This is a genomic window from Cupriavidus sp. TMH.W2 (assembly GCF_050847365.1).
Taxonomy (GTDB): Bacteria; Pseudomonadota; Gammaproteobacteria; order Burkholderiales; family Burkholderiaceae; genus Cupriavidus.
Genome location: NZ_CP193793.1, coordinates 40,183 through 59,288, shown reverse-complemented (window position 1 = coordinate 59,288; position 19,106 = coordinate 40,183). Strand labels below are relative to the sequence as shown.

General features: G+C 69.8%; 20 protein-coding genes and 1 pseudogene. 12 read left to right on the top strand and 9 right to left on the bottom strand.

Going from position 1 to position 19,106, the window contains the following annotated elements:
* Positions 1-23: 23 nt before the first annotated feature.
* The 4 genes from ACREYQ_RS17880 to ACREYQ_RS17865 form a co-directional block, all read right to left on the bottom strand.
* The gene (locus tag ACREYQ_RS17880) at positions 24-1,025 is read right to left on the bottom strand and encodes a flagellin (protein WP_432261548.1); all 1,002 of its coding nucleotides are present in this window, start codon (positions 1,023-1,025) and stop codon (positions 24-26) included.
* 10 nt (positions 1,026-1,035) lie between these two features.
* Positions 1,036-1,734, bottom strand: a complete 699-nt coding sequence (locus tag ACREYQ_RS17875; RefSeq protein WP_432261547.1) for a C39 family peptidase — start codon at positions 1,732-1,734, stop codon at positions 1,036-1,038.
* Positions 1,731-2,141, bottom strand: coding sequence for a hypothetical protein (locus ACREYQ_RS17870; RefSeq protein WP_432261546.1), 411 nt, complete (start codon positions 2,139-2,141; stop codon positions 1,731-1,733). Before ACREYQ_RS17870 ends, ACREYQ_RS17875 begins: the two co-directional genes overlap by 4 nt.
* Positions 2,142-2,322: 181 nt before the next feature.
* On the bottom strand, positions 2,323-3,930 hold the full coding sequence (locus ACREYQ_RS17865; protein ID WP_432261545.1) for a hypothetical protein: 1,608 nt from the start codon (positions 3,928-3,930) through the stop codon (positions 2,323-2,325).
* A 686-nt stretch (positions 3,931-4,616) separates the two neighbouring features.
* Here ACREYQ_RS17865 and ACREYQ_RS17860 point away from each other — a divergent pair.
* From ACREYQ_RS17860 to ACREYQ_RS17845, 4 genes are all read left to right on the top strand, one after another.
* Positions 4,617-5,402, top strand: coding sequence for a GntR family transcriptional regulator (locus ACREYQ_RS17860; protein ID WP_432261544.1), 786 nt, complete (start codon positions 4,617-4,619; stop codon positions 5,400-5,402).
* 107 nt (positions 5,403-5,509) lie between these two features.
* Positions 5,510-6,553, top strand: a complete 1,044-nt coding sequence (locus ACREYQ_RS17855) for a tripartite tricarboxylate transporter substrate binding protein (protein ID WP_432261543.1) — start codon at positions 5,510-5,512, stop codon at positions 6,551-6,553.
* A complete protein-coding gene (locus tag ACREYQ_RS17850) occupies positions 6,550-7,836 on the top strand; it encodes a 3-isopropylmalate dehydratase large subunit (RefSeq protein WP_432261542.1) in 1,287 nt (428 codons plus the stop codon). The genes ACREYQ_RS17855 and ACREYQ_RS17850 overlap by 4 nt, the downstream gene beginning before the upstream one ends.
* 47 nt (positions 7,837-7,883) lie before the next feature.
* A complete protein-coding gene (locus ACREYQ_RS17845; RefSeq protein WP_432261541.1) occupies positions 7,884-8,429 on the top strand; it encodes a 3-isopropylmalate dehydratase in 546 nt (181 codons plus the stop codon).
* Positions 8,430-8,444: 15 nt separating this feature from the next.
* On the opposite strand, the gene ACREYQ_RS17840 is transcribed toward ACREYQ_RS17845, so the two are convergent.
* Both ACREYQ_RS17840 and ACREYQ_RS17835 read right to left on the bottom strand, forming a co-directional pair.
* Complete coding sequence (locus tag ACREYQ_RS17840) at positions 8,445-9,134, bottom strand: phosphoribosyltransferase (protein WP_432261540.1); 690 nt, start codon at positions 9,132-9,134, stop codon at positions 8,445-8,447.
* Between the two features lie 129 nt (positions 9,135-9,263).
* The gene (locus ACREYQ_RS17835; RefSeq protein ID WP_432261539.1) at positions 9,264-10,163 is read right to left on the bottom strand and encodes a LysR family transcriptional regulator; all 900 of its coding nucleotides are present in this window, start codon (positions 10,161-10,163) and stop codon (positions 9,264-9,266) included.
* A gap of 177 nt (positions 10,164-10,340) precedes the next feature.
* Here ACREYQ_RS17835 and ACREYQ_RS17830 point away from each other — a divergent pair, with 177 nt between their 5' ends.
* Both ACREYQ_RS17830 and ACREYQ_RS17825 read left to right on the top strand, forming a co-directional pair.
* Positions 10,341-10,799, top strand: a complete 459-nt coding sequence (locus ACREYQ_RS17830) for a nucleoside deaminase (protein ID WP_432261538.1) — start codon at positions 10,341-10,343, stop codon at positions 10,797-10,799.
* Positions 10,774-12,060, top strand: coding sequence for a cyanate transporter (locus ACREYQ_RS17825; RefSeq protein ID WP_432261537.1), 1,287 nt, complete (start codon positions 10,774-10,776; stop codon positions 12,058-12,060). Before ACREYQ_RS17830 ends, ACREYQ_RS17825 begins: the two co-directional genes overlap by 26 nt.
* Positions 12,061-12,078: 18 nt before the next feature.
* On the opposite strand, the pseudogene ACREYQ_RS17820 reads toward ACREYQ_RS17825, so the two are convergent.
* Positions 12,079-12,165 (bottom strand): annotated as a pseudogene (locus ACREYQ_RS17820) (cyanase); the annotation flags it as partial.
* 2 nt (positions 12,166-12,167) lie between these two features.
* Complete coding sequence (locus ACREYQ_RS17815) at positions 12,168-12,305, bottom strand: hypothetical protein (protein WP_164704904.1); 138 nt, start codon at positions 12,303-12,305, stop codon at positions 12,168-12,170.
* A gap of 278 nt (positions 12,306-12,583) precedes the next feature.
* On the opposite strand from ACREYQ_RS17815, the gene ACREYQ_RS17810 reads away from it, so the two are divergent.
* The gene (locus ACREYQ_RS17810; RefSeq protein WP_432262692.1) at positions 12,584-12,739 is read left to right on the top strand and encodes a hypothetical protein; all 156 of its coding nucleotides are present in this window, start codon (positions 12,584-12,586) and stop codon (positions 12,737-12,739) included.
* A gap of 258 nt (positions 12,740-12,997) precedes the next feature.
* Here ACREYQ_RS17810 and ACREYQ_RS17805 read toward each other — a convergent pair whose 3' ends face one another.
* Positions 12,998-13,273: a hypothetical protein gene (locus ACREYQ_RS17805; RefSeq protein WP_432261536.1), complete on the bottom strand. Its 276-nt coding sequence runs from the start codon at positions 13,271-13,273 to the stop codon at positions 12,998-13,000.
* A gap of 170 nt (positions 13,274-13,443) precedes the next feature.
* Here ACREYQ_RS17805 and ACREYQ_RS17800 point away from each other — a divergent pair, with 170 nt between their 5' ends.
* From ACREYQ_RS17800 to ACREYQ_RS17780, 5 genes are all read left to right on the top strand, one after another.
* On the top strand, positions 13,444-14,415 hold the full coding sequence (locus ACREYQ_RS17800; RefSeq protein WP_432261535.1) for a response regulator transcription factor: 972 nt from the start codon (positions 13,444-13,446) through the stop codon (positions 14,413-14,415).
* A 74-nt stretch (positions 14,416-14,489) separates the two neighbouring features.
* The gene (locus ACREYQ_RS17795) at positions 14,490-15,455 is read left to right on the top strand and encodes a glycosyltransferase family 2 protein (RefSeq protein WP_432261534.1); all 966 of its coding nucleotides are present in this window, start codon (positions 14,490-14,492) and stop codon (positions 15,453-15,455) included.
* 135 nt (positions 15,456-15,590) lie between these two features.
* A complete protein-coding gene (gene gmd / locus ACREYQ_RS17790) occupies positions 15,591-16,802 on the top strand; it encodes a GDP-mannose 4,6-dehydratase (protein WP_432261533.1) in 1,212 nt (403 codons plus the stop codon).
* Positions 16,803-16,808: 6 nt separating this feature from the next.
* On the top strand, positions 16,809-17,801 hold the full coding sequence (locus ACREYQ_RS17785; RefSeq protein WP_432261532.1) for a GDP-L-fucose synthase family protein: 993 nt from the start codon (positions 16,809-16,811) through the stop codon (positions 17,799-17,801).
* 26 nt (positions 17,802-17,827) lie between these two features.
* Positions 17,828-19,078, top strand: a complete 1,251-nt coding sequence (locus ACREYQ_RS17780; protein ID WP_432261531.1) for a glycosyltransferase WbuB — start codon at positions 17,828-17,830, stop codon at positions 19,076-19,078.
* Positions 19,079-19,106 lie beyond the last annotated feature (28 nt).

Genomic DNA, 19,106 nt, shown 5'->3' with positions numbered 1-19,106 from the left:
TGCGCCTGATACCTCGCTAACGGCTACCTCATGCTCGCGGCCCGCATCAGCGCGTTATTCAGCGCCGTGTTGGCCAGTTGTGACCGGAAGGCCTGCAGCGTATTCACGCTTGCGTCGATTGTCATCAGGCTCCGGATGCTCTGGTTGTTCAGGGTGTTCTGGATCACGGTCGCCGGCGTTCCCGCCAGCGCCCCCACCGATGCGGCATTGCCCGGGCCGTTCTGGATCACGTTCAGCAGCCCGTTGGTCACGACCTGGCCGGTGGCGGTACTCACTACTGTCGTCGGCGGGCCCGCCGTACCTGCCGCACCTGCAGAAGCTGCGGCACCTGCAGAACCTGCCGCACCCGCGGCGCTCGCGCTGGCTCCCGGCGCGCCGGCAGTGCCGGACGTGCCGCCGTTGGCCGCCACCGCGGCAGCCCCACTGTCCGCAGCAGCGGTACCAGCGCCACCCGGTCCACCAGCGGCCGACGCCGCCGCGCCGGCACTGCCCGCGCTGGCGCTGCCGTTGGTGCCACCGGCGCCCGCAGCGGCGGCACCGGCCGTCACCGGATTGCCAGCCAGGGCGCCGGCGACCGCGGCATTGGTGCTGGCCACAATGGCCGGACCCAGCGTCTTGGCCAGCCGCGCTGCCTGGTCTGCCGTGATGCGGCTGACGTCAGGGATGTTAATACTGGTCGCGACCACCAGGTCGCCGTTGATGTACACCGCGCGTTCGATACCGAACGAAACGTGCAGGCCCCGCATCTCGAAGCCGCCCCGTATGTCGTCAAGCTTTTCCTGTGCCACCGGCTTCCAGCCGGCCATGCTGCCGCGCGCGGCAGCCAGAGGGTTGGAACCAGCCCGGTCGCGCGCGGGCATGGCCGCCTGCGACGGCAGCGCCGATGCGTCGAGCGCGTCGGTCTGCGGCTGCATGCTGGCCTGTGCCGTGCCGGCGCAGGCCAGACCGGCGCCAAGCAGCACCGCGGCGGCCGCCGAAGCGGTGCTGCGGGAAACTGCCGGGGCCGGCAAGGAAGTCTGCAACATGATGCGTTCCTCAAAAATCACTCGCGCCATGCTTGGGCATGACGGTGAAGAACAGGCTATCCCGGTTGACTCCCATCCAGTAAGGGCCACTGGGCGCAACGCGCCAGTCCGCCGCCAGGTTGAAGCGCGCCATCTCAGTGCGGTTGTGGATCACGAACAGCAGCTGGCTGTCCCAGATCTTCTCGAACTGCGCGCGCGACATCGCGCGCGTGCCGCGCGCGGGATCGCCGACCAGCACGCGGTCGCCCTTCACGCCCTTGACCACCACGAAATGGTGGTAGCCGTTCTCCACGATCAGCACGATCGCCGGCACCTGCGTTTCTTCCAGCTTGGACAGCGGCAGCTCGAAGCCGTCGGCCTCGTAGCCGAGCGCAGTCAGGAAGCGCTTCATGTCCAGCAGCGAGAACCCCTCGGCGCGGATCTTCTGCTGATCGCCGTTGAGGTACATGCTCTGGAAGACCGCGGCCTCGTTGATCGGATGGCCGTACTGGTAGGTCAGCAGCGTGGCCACCGCGGCCGAGCCGCAGCTGAAGTCGAACTGCTGGCGGATGGTGGACTTGAAGCGCGCCTCGCGAACACTGGTGACCCTGAGGTTGTAGGGTTCGCCGACTGGCCCGTACAGCGGGGTGTCGGCAGCGTGGGCGCAAGGGAAGCCGCCCGCGGCCAGCAGGAACGGCACAGACGCCAACAGGATGCGCAGCGGGTTCATTGCTTGAACTGGACGTTGACGATAGTCGCGTTCTGGATCAGCACGTTGGAGCCCGAGTTCTGGATCGCGGTGGGTATCCCCGCCGCGTTCGCAAAGGCCCCTGCCGTGATGCGGTTCGCGCCGGACTGGACATCGACCGCGGCGTTGTCGGCCACGGTGCCGCGCAGGCGCATGTCGCTGACTGTGACTTCGGCGCCGCCACGGATGTCATCCAGTTTAGACACAGGAACAGCTTTCGCCACCCCGGCGAACAAGCCAGCCCTGGCTGCCGGCTGCTCCGTGCTGGTGGCCGCGCGCGCGGACGCCATGGCGGCGTCCAGCCCTGGCGGCTCCGCGTAAGCGTGCAATGCTGGCCAGGCGAGTAATACCGTCGCGAATGCGCCGACGGCGAAGCGGACCGGTTGCATGGTGTCTCCCCCTGCCAGCGCGCCGCCCCCATCCGGGCGGCTGCATGGCAATTAGGCTTGCGTAGGCATGACAGGACCCGGGCGCCCGCACACAGGATGCGGGCGCCGGTCCTGCCGGCATGACTGCGAAACTGCCGGCCAGCCCCGGTGCAAACCCCCGGGACCGGCCGCGTTGCGCGTCTTACCTGCCGCCCACGTTGAGGTTGGCCTGCACGTTCACGCTTTGCTGCACCAGCGATGCGACGCCGCTGTTCTGGGTCGCCATCATGATGCCCGCCGCCGTTTGACCAACGCTGGTCATGGTGTTGGACATGTTGAACGTACCCGCGTCGACCAGGACGTAGCCGCCGTTGCCGCCATTGCCGCCAAGGCCGCCGTTGCCGACGCCGCCGGTGCCACCGGCACCACCGGCCGCAGCGCCGCCGCTGCCGCCGCTGCCGCCGTTGCCGCCGTTACCGCCGTTACCCGCGGAGTTGCTGCCGTTCGTGGCCACGCTGGTGGCCGCCCCGGAGTTGGCCGCACCGCCAGCGGCACCGGCGCCGCCGACGCTGTTCTGCGCGCCGCCGGCACCGCCAGTCGCCGTGCCCGTGCCAGCCGTCGCCGTCGAGCCCGCGCCGCTCGAACCACCGGCGCCGCCAGTGCCGCTGCCGGCACCGCCGGTTGCGAGCGCGCCGGAAGTCCCGGCACCGCCCGCACCGCCGGTCGCGCCGGCGCCGCCGCCCGTGCCCGTGCCTGCGCCGGCTGTGCCGGTTGCGCTCGAGCCCCCAGCGCCGCCACCCGCGCCGCCATTACCACCGTTGTCGGCACCCCAGCCGGCATTGCCGCCGCTGCCGCCTGCGCCGCCGGCCGAGCCGGCCAGTCCGCCCAGGGCACCGCTGGCGCCGAGGCCGCCGCCGCCGATTGCGCCAGCGCTGCCACCCCGGCCGCCTGCGCCGAGCGAAGCGCTCAGAGCGCCGCCGCCAACGCCGGCGGCATCGCCGCCGCTGCCGCCCCTGCTGCCTGCGGCGCTGAGCGCGCTGCCGCCCTTGCCGTAAGCGTTGCCACCGTCGCCGCCCCAGCCGATAGCCTGGCCGCCATTGCCGCCGTCGCCGCCATTCGCCGCGCCACTGGTGGCGTTGCCGGCCCTGGCGCCGCCGTTGTAGGCAAATGCCTTGGCACCGACCGCACCGACTGCACCGGTAGCACCGGCTCCGCCCGTGCCGACAGCACCGTTGCCGCCGTTGCCGCCGGTGCCACCCTTGCCGCCGTAGCCGGTGCCACCGTTGGCGCTACCGGTGTTCGAGGCATAGTTGCCGACGTGGCTGACGTTGTTGCCGGACACCGCGCCGTTCAGCTTGCTGACTGCAATCGCCTTGCTGGTGTTGAAGGCATTGGCGACACTCGACGATGCGTTGCCGCCGTTGGCGCCGGCGTTGCCAACGCCGTGCTCCATCGTCAGCTTGGCCTTGTTGTCGGAGTTGGTCTTGGTCTTGTTGTTGGAGTTGGTGTTGGTCTTGTTGTTGGAGTTGTTGGTCGACTTGTCGACCGCAACCGTGGTGGTCTCGTTGTCGGAATTGGTCTTCGTCTTGTTGGCATTGACCGTAGTGGTCTTGGTGTTCGTGCTGTGATCCGAATTGTCCTGGGTGGACGTCGAGCCCTCGTTAGCCGAGGACCCGCCGCCGGACTGGAGTGAGTTGGCGATGGCAGTCTGGTGGTTCCAGTCGCCGTCGGTGTTGTTATTGGTCGGGTTACCCCACGCCGAACCAGCAAAGGCGAGGGCAATCGCCGACGCCAGAAGTGTCTTGTTCATACGATGCTCCCAGGAGGATTTCACAGTCACAGCGGCTCAGCCCCTGGCCGGCGCTCATCTGTGGACGACGGCTGGAGGTTCAGGTCCGGCTTCCTGCCAAACCAGCCTGCCCTTGCGCATAATCGGTGCCAGCTTCGTCACCTGCGGCGGCAAGTCCTTGTATTACAAGGGCCATCCGGCGCTCCTCGCGGGACTTTCCGATGTTTTGCCGGATCAACATCGGCCCCGCGGTTGTGTGCGGCAGGCGCCATGTCACATCGCTGTGACAGGGCCGTCCCAACCCGCTCCAATGTGTCGCCTTAGCTTTGGAAAAACACCTTAGTTTTCATGCGTTTATGACACTTGCTCAGGATTTGCCCTGATTAGCCAGCCGCGTATCGACGGTGAAACACGGGCGCGAGGGTGCCCTACCCGTCGCCCATGTGGGGCAGCCCACATAACTTGGTTGACGCGTGCCTGGCGCCATGTGCAAGCCTGGGCCGCCAGCGTTTTCAGGGCGACGCAAGACAGGCCGGCCCTGGCGCAAAACGGCCTCGAGGCCTTGGCGCAATCGGGATGCATCGCTGCAACAGGGCCGCTGGCCTTGTCGTGAAAACACCTCAGCGTATTTCCGCGCTAGGCCCCATGTCTGATTTAAAGTACATTAGAGGCATTGCAGACTTGTCATCTCTTACGCAAGGGAAACCATGAGTGAAGCCGTCGTTCCCCTGTATCACCAGATTTACGTGGTGCTGCGCCAGCAGATTGTTGAGGGCCGCTTCGGCCAGGGTCCCCTGCCCGGCGAGATCGACCTGGCCAAGCAGTTCCACGCTTCGCGCGTGACCATGCGGCGCGTGTTCGACCGCCTGGTGCAGGAAGGGCTGGTGCGCCGCCACCGCGGGCTTGGCACCTTCGTCAATCCGCACCCGGCGCGCCCGGCCGCGGCGGCCGGCGAGGAGCGCGGCACCAGCCTGCTCGACAACATCATCGACATGGGCCAGAAGACGTCGGTCAAGGTGATTTCGATCGACGAGGTCCATGCCACGCCCGACGTGGCCGAGTCGCTGCAGATCGAGCCGGGCGACCCCGTGGTGAAGATCGTGCGCGTGCGCCACTACCGCAACCGGCCGCTGTCGCACATCACGGTCTACCTGCCGGCCGAGCTGGGACGGCCGATCACGCGCAAGGCGCTGGAAGAAACCCCGGTGCTGCGGCTGCTGGAAGCCGGCGGCGTGAAGCTGGGACGTGCCAGCCAGGTGCTGTCGGCGCGCCTGGCCGACGTGGTGGTGGCCCCGCTGCTGGACGTGCCGGTGGGCGGCGCGCTGCTGGCGGTGCGGCGCGTGGTGAAGGACCAGTCCGGGCGCCCGGTGCAGCTGCTGCTCGGCCAGTACCGCCCGGACCGCTATGAATACCGGATGGAGCTGTCGCCCGCCGGCGTCGACAGCGCCAATGTCTGGGTGGAAAGCGAGACCCGCCCCGGTCTGCGCGACTGACACCGCGGGCACTGCAGACCCCGATGGCAGCGCTGCAGGCGGTGCGTCCCGTCACATTCCGGGCCATACTGCGCATTCCCGATCACAGCAAGCGAGGAGCCGCCGTCATGCCAGTGTTCCGCCCGGTCCCGTCCAGCCCGTCCCGTTTGCCTTCGATTGCCCGCCGCGCGGCGGTGCAGCGCCTCGCCGCGCTTGGCACCCTGGCCGCCTGCGCGCTGGCGCTGGCACTGCCGCTGTCCGCCGCCGCCCAGGCCCAGCTTGCCGGCGGCAAGCCGATCCGGATCCTGGTGGGCGCGCCAGCCGGCGGCACCACCGACACGCTGGCGCGCACCATCGCCCAGGAAATGTCTCAGGAGCTCGGGCAGCCGGTGGTGGTAGAAAACCGCCCCGGCGCCGGCGGCAATATCGCCGCCGACCTGGTCGCCAAGAGCGCGTCCGACGGCAGCACGCTGCTGATGAGCTTCACCAGCCATACCATCAACGCCACGCTGTACAAGAAGCTGCCGTTCGACCCGATCCAGGATTTCACGCCGATCACGCTGGTGGCGACCGTGCCGAGCGTGCTGGTGGCCACGCCCAGGCTGCCGGCCAACAATGTGCCCGAGCTGATCCGCCTGGCCCGCGCCCAGCCGGGCAAGCTGAACTTCGCCATCGGCTCGGTCGGCTCGTCGCTGCACATGGCGGGCGACATGTTCAAGATGATGACCGGCACCTACATCGTCAACATCCCATACAAGGGCACCGCGCCCGCGCTGACCGACGTGCTGGCGGGCCAGTGCGACCTGATGTTCGCGAGCACCATCAACGTATTGCCGCACGTGCGCGCCGGCAAGCTCAAGGTGCTGGGCGTGACCAGCCCCGCGCCGCTGCCGCAGTTCCCCGGCGCGGCGCCGATCGGCAACACCGTCAAGGGCTTCGAGTCGAGCGCGTGGTTCGGGCTGTTCGGACCGGCCGGCATGCCGCACGAGGTCACGCAGGCGCTGTATCAGGCCGCGCGCAAGGGGCTGGAAGCCCCCGCAGTGCGCAAGCGCCTGGAAAACGACGGGGCGCAGCCGATGGGCACGCCGCCCGAGGCCTTCGCCGCCTTCGTGAAGCAGGACGTCAAGCGCTGGGCCGCCGTGGTCAGGTATTCGGGAGCCTCGCCGGAATGAGTTCCACCCCCGCCACGCTCGCGCAAAAGCTGGTGGCACGCGCCGCCGGGCTGGCGCATGCCGGGATCGGCACCGTGGTGATCTGCCGGGTCGATCTGGCGATGTCGCACGACTCCAGCGGCCCGCGCCGGGTGGCGCCGCTGCTGGACGAGCTTGGCGCCGGCGTCTGGGATCCGGCGCGCTATGTGGTGGTGACCGATCATTTCGTGCCGGGCGGCGATGCCCAGGCCGAGGCCATCCTGCGCTTTACGCGCGACTGGACGCGCCAGGCCGGGGCCCACTTCATCGACGCCGAAGGCATCTGCCACGTGGTGCTGCCCGAGCGCGGCCATGTGCTGCCGGGCCGCCTGATCGTCGGCGGCGACAGCCACAGCCCTACTGGCGGCGCCTTCGGCGCCTACATGTTCGGCGTGGGCGCGACCGAGATGGCCGGCGTGCTGGCCACCGGCGAGATCTGGCTGCGGGTGCCGCACACCATCCGGCTGCAGTGGGATGGCCAGCTTGCGCCGGGGGTCTGCGCCAAGGACATGATGCTGTTCCTGTGCGCCACCCTCGGCATGGGCGGTGCGCGCTACGAGGCGCTGGAATATACCGGCAGCGCCGTCGCCGCGCTGCCGATGCAGGAGCGCATGACGCTGGCCAATATGAGCGCCGAACTGGGCGCGCAGACCGGCCTGGTGGCGCCCGACGCGGTCACGCTCGGCTGGCTGGCCGAAACCGGCGTGCCGGCGCAGACGCTGGCGGCGATCGACCTGGCCCACTGGTGCACGGACCCCGGCGCGCCGGTGCTTGCCACCCACTGCTTCGACGCCGCGGCGCTGGCGCCGCAGGTTGCGGCGCCGCACTCGCCGGCCAACAGCGCGCCGGTGGACCAGGCGGCCGGCGAGCCCGTGCAGATCGCCTACCTGGGCGCCTGCACCGGCGCCAAGCTGGAAGACCTGCGCATGGCCGCGCGCGTGCTGCGCGGGCGCCGCGTGGCTGCCGGCGTGACGCTGCAGGTGGCGCCGGCCTCGCGCCGCGACCAGCTGCAGGCGGAGCAGGAAGGCACCCTTGGCATCCTGGCCGACGCCGGCGCCACGCTGTTGCCCAATGCCTGCGGCGCCTGCGCCGGCTATGGCGCGGCGCGCTTTCCGGCGGGCAGCAGCGCCATTGCCTCGACCGCGCGCAACTTCTCCGGCCGCATGGGCGACGCGGGCAGCGCCGTGTGGCTGGGCTCGCCGATGACGGTGGCCGCCAGCGCCGTCACTGGCCGCATTACCGATCCGCGCACGCTGCTGGCGTAACGCCGCGGACCTGACTTCGAGCCCGCCCGGCGGGACCCACTGCTTGCATGACCTCTGCTGACGCCCCCAATCCTGTCCCCGCCCATGTTGTTGTCCCTGCCGGCCGCCTGTGGCGCTTCGGCGACAACATCGACACCGATGCCATGGCCCCGGCCGTGCTGATGAAATCGCCGTTGCCGGTGCTGGCCCGGCATTGCCTGGCCTCGGTGCGACCGGAGTTTCCCGGCAGCGTGCGTCCCGGAGACCTGCTGGTGGCGGGCGCCAACTTCGGCATCGGCTCGTCGCGCGAACAGGCGCCACAGGCGCTGCGCGAACTGGGCGTGGGGGCCGTGGTGGCGCAATCCTTTGGCGGGCTGTTCTACCGCAACGCCATCAACCTGGGCTTGCCGGTGCTGCTCTGCGCCGACACCGGCCGGCTGGCCGACGGCGCGCACGCGGTGCTGGACCTGGACACGGCGCAACTGCGCCTGGACGACGGCAGCCTGGTCGCGTGCGAGCCCATTCCGGAGTTCCTGCGCGCGATCCTGGCCGCCGGCGGACTGGTGCCGCACCTGAAGGCGCGCCTGGCCCGGGAACGCGGCCAGCAGGGTTGAGCGGCGGGTTGAACTTCAGGGCGGCGGCGCCGCCGCGCGCAGCAGGGCCAGCGCCTCTTCGTCGCTGGTCTGGCTGAAATCCAGGTAGAAGGCCCCCACCGCGCCGAAGCTGGGCGGCGTGTTCAGGCAGATCACTTCGTCCGCCGCGGGCATCAGGCTGGCCAGCCCGTCCTGCGCCCCGACCGGCGTGGCCGCGATCACGCGCGCCGCCCCGGCCATGCGCACGCCTTCCAGCGCCGCGCGCATGGTGGCACCGGTGGCCACGCCATCATCGACCACGATCACCGTGCGGCCCGCGCGCGCCGGCACCGGCGCACCGCCGCGGTAACGCTGCTGGCGCCGGGCGATCTCATCGAGCTGGCGGCCGCGCTCGGCGTCGAAACTGCCGCTCTCGACGGCGCGGCGCGCCCATGGGTCGTCATTGACCACCGTATGCGGCCCGCCGCCGCCGGCATCGCCCTCCACCACCGCGCCCAGCGCCAGTTCCGGGTAGCCGGCGGCGCCAATCTTGCGCACCAGCAGCACGTCCAGCTGTGCATCGAGCGCGCGCGCCACTTCAAAGGCCACCGGCACGCCACCGCGTGGCAGCGCCAGCACCAGCGCCGGCTGACCCAGCTGCGCAGCGCCAAAGCCAAGCCGGGCGAGGTGGCGGCCCAGGTACTGGCCTGCCTCGCGGCGATCGGCAAAGCACGGTGGCAGTGGCATGGCGGAATCCAAGGGGTGGGAGTGACCCGGTGCGGGCCGCCCCTTCGCCAATATAGACCCTGCCGCAGCAGGCGGCGCCATGGCCGAGCTGCCCTACACTTTCCAGCCGGCCGGCGCCTGCACCCGCTGCTACAACGAATTCTTCGGCTGAGCCGCGGGCGGCGCGCCCGGCCCCATCACGATCTCGCACAGCGCGGCCAGCCGCGCGGCCATGTCGCGCGCCGCGGCCGGCAGGTCCGGCTGTGCGTGCAGGCTGAGTTCGACGTCAGGCACCGCAGCGGGCCAGCCGTCCTCCAGCACCGTGTGGTGGGCCGTGGCCAGGCGCCGCGGCAGCAGCGTCACGCCCAGGCCATCTGCCACCGCGGCCAGGATGCTGGCCAGGCTGGCGCTGACAAAGGCCACGCGCCAGCGCCGGCCGCCGGCGTCGAGCGCGTGCGTCATCTCGGCGCGGTATAGCCCGCCCACCGGAAACGCCACCAGCGGCACCGGGTCGCGCACCACGGCCGGGCGGCCGCGGCTGTCGATCCAGCACAGCGGCTCGGGCCAGCTGGCCAGCCCCGGCGCCTGCCCGGTGCGCTGCTTGACCAGCACCAGGTCCAGCTCGCGGTCCTGGAAGCGCTGCCACAACTCATGGCTCATGCCGCTGGTCACCTCCAGCCGCATGCCCGGCCAGTCATCGGCAAACCCCGCCAGCACCGGCGTCAGCGGCCGCGCGGCAAAATCCTCGGGCACGCCTATGCGGATCTCGCCCTGGCCGGCGCTCTGGCGCAGCTGCCCCACCGCCTCGGCCATCAACTGCTGCAGGCGGCGCGCGTAGCCCAGCAGGCGCTCGCCTTCCGGCGTGGTGGTCACATAGCGGCCGCCGCGGTCCAGCAGCACGCAGCCAAGCTGGTCCTCCAGCCGGCGCACCTGCTGGCTGACGGTCGACTGGGTCAGATGCACGCGCTGGGCGGCGCGGGTAAAGCTGCCGCTCTCGGCGACAGCGACAAAGCTCTGCAGCAGCACGGGATCGAGGCGAGGGTCCTGCATGGCCGGTTATCCATTGGGTTTTCCACTGCCGGCGATTTCATCATTTAATTTCCCAATTACCAAGCCCCGGCGTACAGTTGGCACGCTCCCCCGGCCAGCGTCCTGCCGCCGCCGGGCAAGCCCGTCAAAGACCCATGCCGCCCTGCTCGCGAGCATGTACTCACTTTTCTGCCGATCATGACCACTCACCAGGAATTCATGCGCGAGGCGGTTCGCCTTGCCGTTGCCAATCGTGACCGCGGCGCGCGCCCCTTCGGCGCCGTGCTGGTGCTCGACGGCGAGGCCGTCGCCACCGGCGTCAACGATATCGTCCACAGCCACGACCCCACCACCCATGCCGAGATGGAGGCGGTGCGCGCCGCCGCGCGCAGGCTGGGCCGCCCCGACCTGCGCGGCAGTGTGGTCTATGCCAGCGGCCACCCCTGCCCGATGTGCCTGGCGGCGATGACCATGGCCGGCGTGCAGGCCGTCTACTACGCCTTCGACAACAACGACGCCGCGCCCTACGGCATGTCGAGCGAGGCCGCCTACCAGGCGCTGCGCCTGCCGCTCACCCCGCCGCCGCTGCCGCTTACGCGGGTGCCGGTCGACCTCAGCGCCGCGCAGCTCTATGGCCCGCGCGCTCCCCGTGGCTGAGGCCGCGCACAACGCCACCCGCGCCGTCGGCACCGCGCGCCAGGCGCCGCCGCGCTGGCTGGTGCTGGTGGCCGTCGCCGGCATCGGCCTGAACCTGCGCCCGTTCCTGACCGCGGTCGGCCCGCTGGCCCCGGCCATTCGCACCGGCACCGGCCTCAGCTACCAGGGCATGGCGTGGCTGACGTTGCTGCCGATGCTGCTGATGGGCGTGGGGGCGTTCTTCGGCCCGGCCATCCGTGCGCGGCTGGGCGCGCGCACTGCGGTGCTGGGTGCGCTGGCCTTGCTGGGCGCCGGCTGCGCGCTGCGGCTGGACGTGGCCGACGGCACCTGGCTGATCGCCTCGGCGGCGCTGTGCGGGCTGGGCGTGGCGGTGGTGCAGGCGGCCTGCCCGGGCCTGGTCAAGCAGGAGTTCCCGGGGCGCGTGGCACCGGTGATGGGCTTGTATTCCGCCGCGCTGATGGGCGGCGGCGCGCTGGGCGCGCAGCTGTCGCCGTATGTGACCGACCTGGCCGGCAGCTGGCGCGAGGCGCTGGCATTGTGGGCCGTGCCCGCGCTGGCGGCGCTGGCCCTGGCCTGGGTCGCGCTGCCGCGTGCCGCGGCCAGCGTGCCCGCCGCGCTCCCCAAACGCCCGGCGGGCGCGACCCGCGCGCTGTTGCGGCGCCCGCGCACCTGGCTGCTGATGGCGTGCTTTGGCGTGATGAACGGCGGCTATGCCTCGCTGGTGGCGTGGCTGGCGCCGTTCTACCAGAGCCACGGCTGGAGCGCGCCGGCCAGCGGCTCGCTGGTGGCACTGATGGCGGTGGCGCAGGCCGCCGCGGCGCTGCTGCTGCCGGCACTGGCGGCGCGCAGCCTCGACCGCCGCGCGTGGATGGCGCTGGCGCTTACGCTGCAGGTGGCGGGCTTTGCCGGGCTCGCGCTGTGGCCCGACGCGGCCCCGCAGGCGTGGGCCGTGATCGGCGGCGCCGGCCTGGGCGGCTGCTTTGCGCTGTACCTGGTGGTGGCGCTGGACCACTTGCCGGACCCCGACAGCGCCGGCGCGCTGAGCGCCGTGATGCAGGGCGGCGGCTTCCTGCTGGCGTCGCTGGCGCCGTGGATTACCGCCATGCTGCATGAACACACTGGCGACTTCGCCGCCGGCTGGTGGTACCACCTGGCCTGCGCCGCACTGGTCGGCGTACTGACCACGCGCCTGGATCCGGCGCACTATGGCGTGTCCTTTGCGATGCCGCCGGTGCGCGCGGCCAGCTGCGCCCCGCAGTAGGTCCCGGGCAGGTCGTCGCTACGTCTTGCAGGGCAGGAACTTGCCGGACATCTCGATGCGCACCCGGTCCCAGTTGGGATCGGGCTCGCGCTGCAGGTCCCGCCGGGTCAGCGTGTCACGGCCGTCTCGACAATGGCCGTTGCATCCGCGGGCGCCGACTCCTGCGGCAGCGCGAACAAGGCCGCGGCGGGCGGCGACAGCCCCTGCAACCATTGCAAGGCAAGCACGATGAGCATGACGGGCATGGCGCCTCCTTCAAGCACACGAGGCCACTTCCGATTGGTATAGCCCATGGCGCAAGCTTTATGCCACTGCCAACGGCCGGCATTGCGCCCGTGCATGCATCGTAACGGTGCCTGCGCGCCCGGTGCCGCGCCATGCCGAGGCATCGCGCACCGTCCGGACGTACCCGTTTCTGCGTGCCCGGGCGGGGCCGGCCGCCAGATTGAAGCTGTGTCCAACGCGATCCCGCCAGGAGCCCATGTGAAACGCGCCCTCTCACTGGTCGTGCTGCTTGTCCACCATGGCCGCGCGGCGCGGCCAGGCGTCGGTGCCGGGCCACTGGGAAGCCATCGGCGGGCGCTACGCCTGGCGCGGCGGTTACTGGCAGGCCCGGCGCGCGGGCTACCGCAATGTCCCGCACGGCCGGGTCATGCGTCCGGGCCACCGGGTACGGTGATGCCGGACCGGCCACGCCGGGATTGCACCCCGCCCTCCGGCGGTAGGTGGCAAGCCCGGCGCGGCCGGTGCTGCCGGCACCGCAGCGCTCATCCCCGGTGGCTGCCTGGCCTCATCCAGAAGCATTAGACCATGCGCCCGACCTGCTAAAAAATCGGGCAGATTGATTTCACAACTACCGTCCGGAGGCTCGTTTCAAAATTGGAGCAGCGCCGCTGAAGGTATATTACGGACACCCCACGATAGGGTTATAAAATCGTCATTTTAGGGGTATTGATAATCCAATCTGTTTCACTCCTGCAACCAATTTAATTCTGAATGTCACACCGATGAAACCACCACGACCCGCGCCAGCGCGGCGTTCTCGGAACCTGGCACGACACATTCGGGTGATTTTTGAAAGGATTATTAATGTCCATTCATTTCCACCCTCACCTACCCCCACTCCACCTGCTTGCATTCCATTCAACCAGCCCATAAGATGAATTTCAATTGATTTAGGAGTAAGTATCTTCCGGGTCGGGTTCAGGGTCATCCTTCCAGCTGTCGACAAGTTCCAACCAGAAGAACGGAACCGCCGGGCATGGAAGCATGGGGGTCAGCCACAGAGTCAGTCGCCAGTCGCCTCGGTGACTGGGGTCCTGTCATGCCCTCCATACGCAAAGCGCCCTGCAGTCCGCCGCGGAAAAACGGGGAGTGAAGGCCATGAATGCGTTGCTGATCGAGGAGCATCCGCTGCTCCGGCTCGGGCTTTTGCAGATGCTCGAGAGCATCCAGGAATCCGCCACGGTTGCCGCTATTGTGCCCGCGGATATCGCCAGGCTGGACGCCCGGCACCACAATGCGGACCTGCTGGTGTTCGGCATGCCGGCCGATGCGGGGCCCGGCTGGGCGCACCTGGAACAGGCCCGGCAAGCGCTGGCCCCACAGCGCATTCTTATCCTGGCCGACACCCTGCCCTTGCATGTGCCCACCGCGGACAGCGCGCGCGGCGTATGCGGCTGCCTGCCCAAGTCCGCCTCGCTGGCGGTGATCGAGGCTGCCATCCGGATGGCGGTGTCGGGCGTGCAGGGGCTGCTGTTCGCCGCCGAGACCGGCGCTTTGCCCTCGGCATCGCGCTCGGCCATGCCGGCCACGCAGTCACTTGCCTCGGCCGCGCCGCTGCCGCTCAGCGCCGCGCACCCGGCCCCCCCTCCGGGGGAGCCGTTGTCGCTGGCGGCCTGCGCCAGCACCCCGCGCGCGGTGCTGCGCACCGCCGTCGCGGTGCGTGACCTGACCAACCTCAGGCCCGGCCAGCCGCTGTCTGCGCCGGCCTCTGCAGCAGCCGATGCGGTGTCGCTGACCGAGGAAGGACCCGGCTACGACGAAGCTGAAATGCTCAAGATCACGCCGCGCCAGTATGAAGTGCTGGTGCTGCTGGCACGCGGCTATCCGATCAAGACGGTCAGCCGCATGCTCAATATCTCGGTGGCCACGGTGAAGAGCCACGCCTGCACGCTCTACCAGCGGCTGAAGGTGCGCAATAAGGGCGAGGCGGTGTATGCAGCCTTGCAGCGCGGCGCCACGCTGGAATGGGTCAGCGGCGACGAACGCATCACGCGCGAATCCAACACCGGCGCCGCGGTGGCGCCAAGGCGCAACGAACCGCCGTGCCAGGCGGCGAGCCCGGCAGTCTGAGTGCTTTGCCGCGCCGCGCCCGCGCAGACGGGCCGGCACAAGTGCCGGCGATTGCCGGCCAGGGAGGGGTCATCATGCCAGCCAGCACGTTCTTGCCCAGCTTTTCCGTGTGCGTGAGCACATGCGACCATCCGGACGGCCTGCGTCAGACACTGCAGTCGGTCGCTGAATCGACCATGCCGCCGCATCAGCTGATCGTTTCCGACGACAGCAGCAATTACGCCACCCGCGAACTGATGCGCGCGGCGTACCAGCACGTTCCGTACCTGGAAGGACCCCGGCGCAGCGGCGCGGCCAACCGCAACCGGCTGCTGCGCGCGGCGACCGGCTCGCACGTGCTGTTTCTCGACGACCACACCACGCTGGGGCCGACCTTCCTGCAGCAGATGGGGGAGCGTCTGGCCGACGACTTCATCTACCGCGTTGCCGCGGGCGGCAACGCCGACACCCTGGTGCTGACCGGCATTGCCATGTGCGAGGGCGAATGCCTGCGCCCGCAGGACCATGACTTCCTCGGACAGCCTCTGCGCGCGCCCTTGCGCCATGGCTCGCGCACGCGTCCGCTTTGCTCGGTGGTGCTGTCCAGCACCGTCTTTCCGCGCACGCTGCTGGATCGCCTGCCGTTCGACGAGCGCCTGGACTCCGGCTACGACGTCACCGATCTCGCCGGGCGCGCCGTCTACGGCTGGGGGTGCCGCATCGAGCTGGTTCCCAGCGCAGTGAACTACCTGCACACGGAGGTGCCCGCGCCGTGCGCCGGCAGCCCCGCCGCCGATGCTGCGCGCATGGTCACCATGCTGCACCGGTACGGACGCAGCCAGCACCGCCCGACCAAGGCAGCGCTGTTCCTGATGCTGGCCTTGCCACACAATCTCGGCCGTCACCTGCATCGCTCCGGCTGGCGCGGCGTGGCACCGTTCCTGGTGACCACGCAGCTGCTCTGGCGGCATCTGCGGCTCGCCCCGGAGCATGCCTCCCCCGAAGACCAGGGGCGCGCCGATGCCGCGGCGCCGATATCGCGCACCCAGTCCACCGAATAGTGGACTGGTGCGCTGACCCGAATCCTGATCCGTAGCGCCGGGCCCACGTCGGCCCTGGGTCCTTGTGTGGGGTAGCAGACGTTCGCCGCCGGCCCGCGGCGCTACAGTCGCCACACTTGCTAACGGATCAGAGCCATGGGCGCAAACGAGCTGGACACTCTTGGGCATATCACCGCTAGCGGGCCGGAACGCGCCGCGCCGCGCGGACGCAATGGCATCCGGCGCGCCCTGATCACCGGCATCACCGGCCAGGATGGCGCCTACCTGTGCGAGCTGCTGCTGGCCAAGGGCTATGAAGTCCACGGCATCAAGCGGCGCAGCTCGCTCTTCAACACGGAGCGCATCGACCACCTGTACCAGGATCCCCAGGCGCAGGAGCGCCGCCTGATCCTGCACCACGGCGACATGACCGACACTGCCAGCCTGGTGCGCGTGGTGCAGCAGTCGCAGCCGGACGAGATCTACAACCTTGCCGCGCAGAGCCACGTGCAGGTTTCGTTCGAAGAACCCGAATACACCGCCAACACCGACGCGGTCGGCACGCTGCGCCTGCTCGAGGCGATCCGCATCCTGGGGCTGGAGAAGCTCACCCGCTTCTACCAGGCGTCGACGTCCGAGCTCTACGGCCTGGTGCAGGAAATCCCGCAGAAGGAAACCACGCCCTTCTATCCGCGCAGCCCGTATGCCGCCGCCAAGCTCTATGCCTACTGGATCACGGTGAACTACCGCGAGGCCTATGGCATGTATGCCTGCAACGGCATCCTGTTCAACCATGAAAGCCCGGTGCGCGGCGAAACCTTCGTCACGCGCAAGATCACGCGCGCCATCGCCCGCATCGCCCTGGGCCTGCAGGAAACGCTCTACCTGGGCAACCTGTCGGCCTTGCGCGACTGGGGCCACGCGCGCGACTACGTCGAGATGCAATGGCTGATGCTGCAGCAGCCCGCGCCGGAGGATTTTGTCATCGCCAGCGGAGAACAGCACAGCGTGCGCGAATTCGTGCAGCGCGCGGCGCGCGAGCTGGGCATCACCATCACGTTCCACGGCAGCGGTGTCGATGAGGTCGGCATGGTCGAGCATGTCGAGCCAGACCCCCGCGGCGCCAGGATTGTGCCGGCATGCAAGCCGGGCGAAATCGTGGTGCGGGTCGATCCGCGCTACTTCCGGCCGACCGAGGTGGAAACGCTGCTGGGCGACGCCAGCCGCGCGCGCGAGCGCCTGGGCTGGACCCCGCGCACCGGCTTTGCGGAACTGGTCAGGGAAATGATTGAAGCCGACTACGCCACCGCGCGGCGCGATGCGCTGATCAGGCTGGCCGGGTTCCAGGCCTTCAATCATCTTGAGTAGCCCGCCATGACCGAGGCCATCGCACTGCGCCCGCGCGTCTTTGTCGCCGGCCACCGCGGCATGGTCGGCTCGGCCATCGAGCGCGCGTTGCGCGCGCGCGGCGCGGCCGACATCGTGACACGCACGCACACGGAGCTGGACCTGTGCGACCAGCAGCAGGTGCAGGCCTTCTTTGCCGCGCAGCGCATCGACGAGGTCTACCTGGCCGCCGCCCGTGTCGGCGGCATCCATGCGAACAACGCCTATCCCGCGGAATTCATCCACCAGAACCTTGCCATCGCCACGCACGTGATCCATGCCGCGTGGCAGGCCGGCGTGCGGCGCCTGCTGTTTCTCGGCTCGAGCTGCATCTACCCCAGGCTGGCGCCGCAGCCGATCCCCGAAGCGGCGCTGCTGACCGGCGCGCTGGAGCCGACCAATGCGCCCTACGCGATCGCCAAGATCGCCGGCATCATGCTGTGTGACAGCTACAACCGGCAATACGGCACCGACTTCCGCTGCGTGATGCCGACCAACCTCTATGGGCCGGGCGACAACTACCACCCTGAGAACAGCCATGTCATCCCAGGGCTGATCCGCCGCTTCCATGATGCGCGCCTGGCCGGTGCCCCGCGCGTGGCGGTGTGGGGCACCGGCCGGCCCCTGCGCGAATTCCTGCATGCCGACGATCTCGCGCGCGCCTGCCTGCACGTGATGGCCCTGCCTGCGCCGGCATACCGCGAGGCAGCCCCGGCGGGCTTTCTCAACGTGGGCAGCGACGACGAGATCTCGATCGGTGCGCTGGCGGAACTGGTGGCACGGGTCACCGGCTATCGCGGCACCCTCGGCTTCGAGGCCGACAAGCCCGACGGCACGCCGCGCAAGCGGCTGGACAGCGCCGCGATCATGGGCACGGGCTGGCGCCCGCAGATTCCCTTGCAAGACGGCCTGCACCGCGTGTACGAGGAGGCCTGCCGCACGGGCATGCTGCCCAGCGGCGTCGCGCCGGCGCTGGCCTGACCACGGAACGCGCGCGCGGAGCCGCCATGAAGATCCTGATCTACTGCCAGAACTACGCGCCGGAGCTGACCGGCATCGGCAAGTACACCGGCGAACAGGCGCAATGGCTGGCCACGCGCGGCCATGAAGTGCGCGTCATCTGCGCCCCGCCGTACTACCCCGCCTGGCGCGTCGGCGAAGGCTACAGCGCCTGGCGCTACCGCCGCGAGATGCACGGCCAGGTCACGGTCTACCGCGCACCGATCTGGGTGCCGCACAAGCCCTCCGGCCTGCCGCGCATCCTGCACCTGATGAGCTTTGCGCTGACCACGCTGCCATGCCTGGCAGCGCAACTGCGCTGGCGCCCCGACGTGATCTTTGCCGTCGAGCCCACGCTGATGTGCAGCCCCGCGGCGCTGCTGCTCGGCAGTGCGACCCACGCCAGGACCTGGCTGCATGTGCAGGATCTCGAAGTCGATGCCGCTTTCGCCCTGGGCGTGCTGCGGCATCCGCTGCTGCGCCGCCTGGCCACGCGCATGGAGCGGGCCCTGACCACGCGCTACCACCGGGTTTCCACGATCTCGCACGCGATGGCGGATGCCTTGCTCGCCAAGGGCGTCAGCGACGCGCGCCTGAAACTGCTGCCGAACTGGGCCGACCTGCACGAGGCATCGCCCGACGCAGCACACGCCTTCCGTCAGACGCTGGGGATTCCCGCCGATGCGGTGCTGGCCCTGTATGCCGGGAATATGGGCAACAAGCAGGGCCTGGAAGTGCTGGGCGACGCCGCCCAGGCACTGCAGGGCCATCAGCGCATCCACGTGGTGCTGTGCGGCGATGGCAGCGGCCGCGCCGCGCTGCAGGACCGTTGCGCCGGCCTGGCGCGCGTGCATTTCCTGCCGCTGCAGCCACAGGCGCGGTTCCACGCCATGATGGCGGCGGCCGATATCCACCTGCTGCCGCAGCGCGCCGATGCCGCCGACCTGGTGATGCCCTCCAAGCTCGCCGGCATGCTGGCAAGCCGGCGCGCGGTCATTGCCACCGCATTGCCCGATACCGAACTGGGCCGCCTGGTGGCGCGCGTGGGTGTACTGGTGCCGCCGGGCGATGGCAGCGCGCTGGCGCATGCCATTGCAACGCTCGCCTGCCAGCCGCAGCGGCGCGCCATGCTTGCCGCCGCAGGCCGCGCATGGGCCGAAACGCATCTTGGCCGCGACGCCGTGCTGTCGGGGCTGGAATCCGCGCTGCAGGAACTGATGTCGTCGCCTGCCACGCCGGACGCCTCTGCGGTCGCCTGAGCGCAGAGGCTCAACGCGCATTGCCCGC

Coding starts and splice junctions, on each gene's coding strand:
- ACREYQ_RS17880 (WP_432261548.1), bottom strand. CDS start 1,025: ATGTTGCAGACTTCCTTGCCGGCCCCGGCAGTTTCCCGCAGCACCGCT.
- ACREYQ_RS17875 (WP_432261547.1), bottom strand. CDS start 1,734: ATGAACCCGCTGCGCATCCTGTTGGCGTCTGTGCCGTTCCTGCTGGCC.
- ACREYQ_RS17870 (WP_432261546.1), bottom strand. CDS start 2,141: ATGCAACCGGTCCGCTTCGCCGTCGGCGCATTCGCGACGGTATTACTC.
- ACREYQ_RS17865 (WP_432261545.1), bottom strand. CDS start 3,930: ATGAACAAGACACTTCTGGCGTCGGCGATTGCCCTCGCCTTTGCTGGT.
- ACREYQ_RS17860 (WP_432261544.1), top strand. CDS start 4,617: ATGAGTGAAGCCGTCGTTCCCCTGTATCACCAGATTTACGTGGTGCTG.
- ACREYQ_RS17855 (WP_432261543.1), top strand. CDS start 5,510: ATGCCAGTGTTCCGCCCGGTCCCGTCCAGCCCGTCCCGTTTGCCTTCG.
- ACREYQ_RS17850 (WP_432261542.1), top strand. CDS start 6,550: ATGAGTTCCACCCCCGCCACGCTCGCGCAAAAGCTGGTGGCACGCGCC.
- ACREYQ_RS17845 (WP_432261541.1), top strand. CDS start 7,884: ATGACCTCTGCTGACGCCCCCAATCCTGTCCCCGCCCATGTTGTTGTC.
- ACREYQ_RS17840 (WP_432261540.1), bottom strand. CDS start 9,134: ATGCCACTGCCACCGTGCTTTGCCGATCGCCGCGAGGCAGGCCAGTAC.
- ACREYQ_RS17835 (WP_432261539.1), bottom strand. CDS start 10,163: ATGCAGGACCCTCGCCTCGATCCCGTGCTGCTGCAGAGCTTTGTCGCT.
- ACREYQ_RS17830 (WP_432261538.1), top strand. CDS start 10,341: ATGACCACTCACCAGGAATTCATGCGCGAGGCGGTTCGCCTTGCCGTT.
- ACREYQ_RS17825 (WP_432261537.1), top strand. CDS start 10,774: ATGGCCCGCGCGCTCCCCGTGGCTGAGGCCGCGCACAACGCCACCCGC.
- ACREYQ_RS17815 (WP_164704904.1), bottom strand. CDS start 12,305: ATGCCCGTCATGCTCATCGTGCTTGCCTTGCAATGGTTGCAGGGGCTG.
- ACREYQ_RS17810 (WP_432262692.1), top strand. CDS start 12,584: ATGGCCGCGCGGCGCGGCCAGGCGTCGGTGCCGGGCCACTGGGAAGCC.
- ACREYQ_RS17805 (WP_432261536.1), bottom strand. CDS start 13,273: ATGACCCTGAACCCGACCCGGAAGATACTTACTCCTAAATCAATTGAA.
- ACREYQ_RS17800 (WP_432261535.1), top strand. CDS start 13,444: ATGAATGCGTTGCTGATCGAGGAGCATCCGCTGCTCCGGCTCGGGCTT.
- ACREYQ_RS17795 (WP_432261534.1), top strand. CDS start 14,490: ATGCCAGCCAGCACGTTCTTGCCCAGCTTTTCCGTGTGCGTGAGCACA.
- gmd (WP_432261533.1), top strand. CDS start 15,591: ATGGGCGCAAACGAGCTGGACACTCTTGGGCATATCACCGCTAGCGGG.
- ACREYQ_RS17785 (WP_432261532.1), top strand. CDS start 16,809: ATGACCGAGGCCATCGCACTGCGCCCGCGCGTCTTTGTCGCCGGCCAC.
- ACREYQ_RS17780 (WP_432261531.1), top strand. CDS start 17,828: ATGAAGATCCTGATCTACTGCCAGAACTACGCGCCGGAGCTGACCGGC.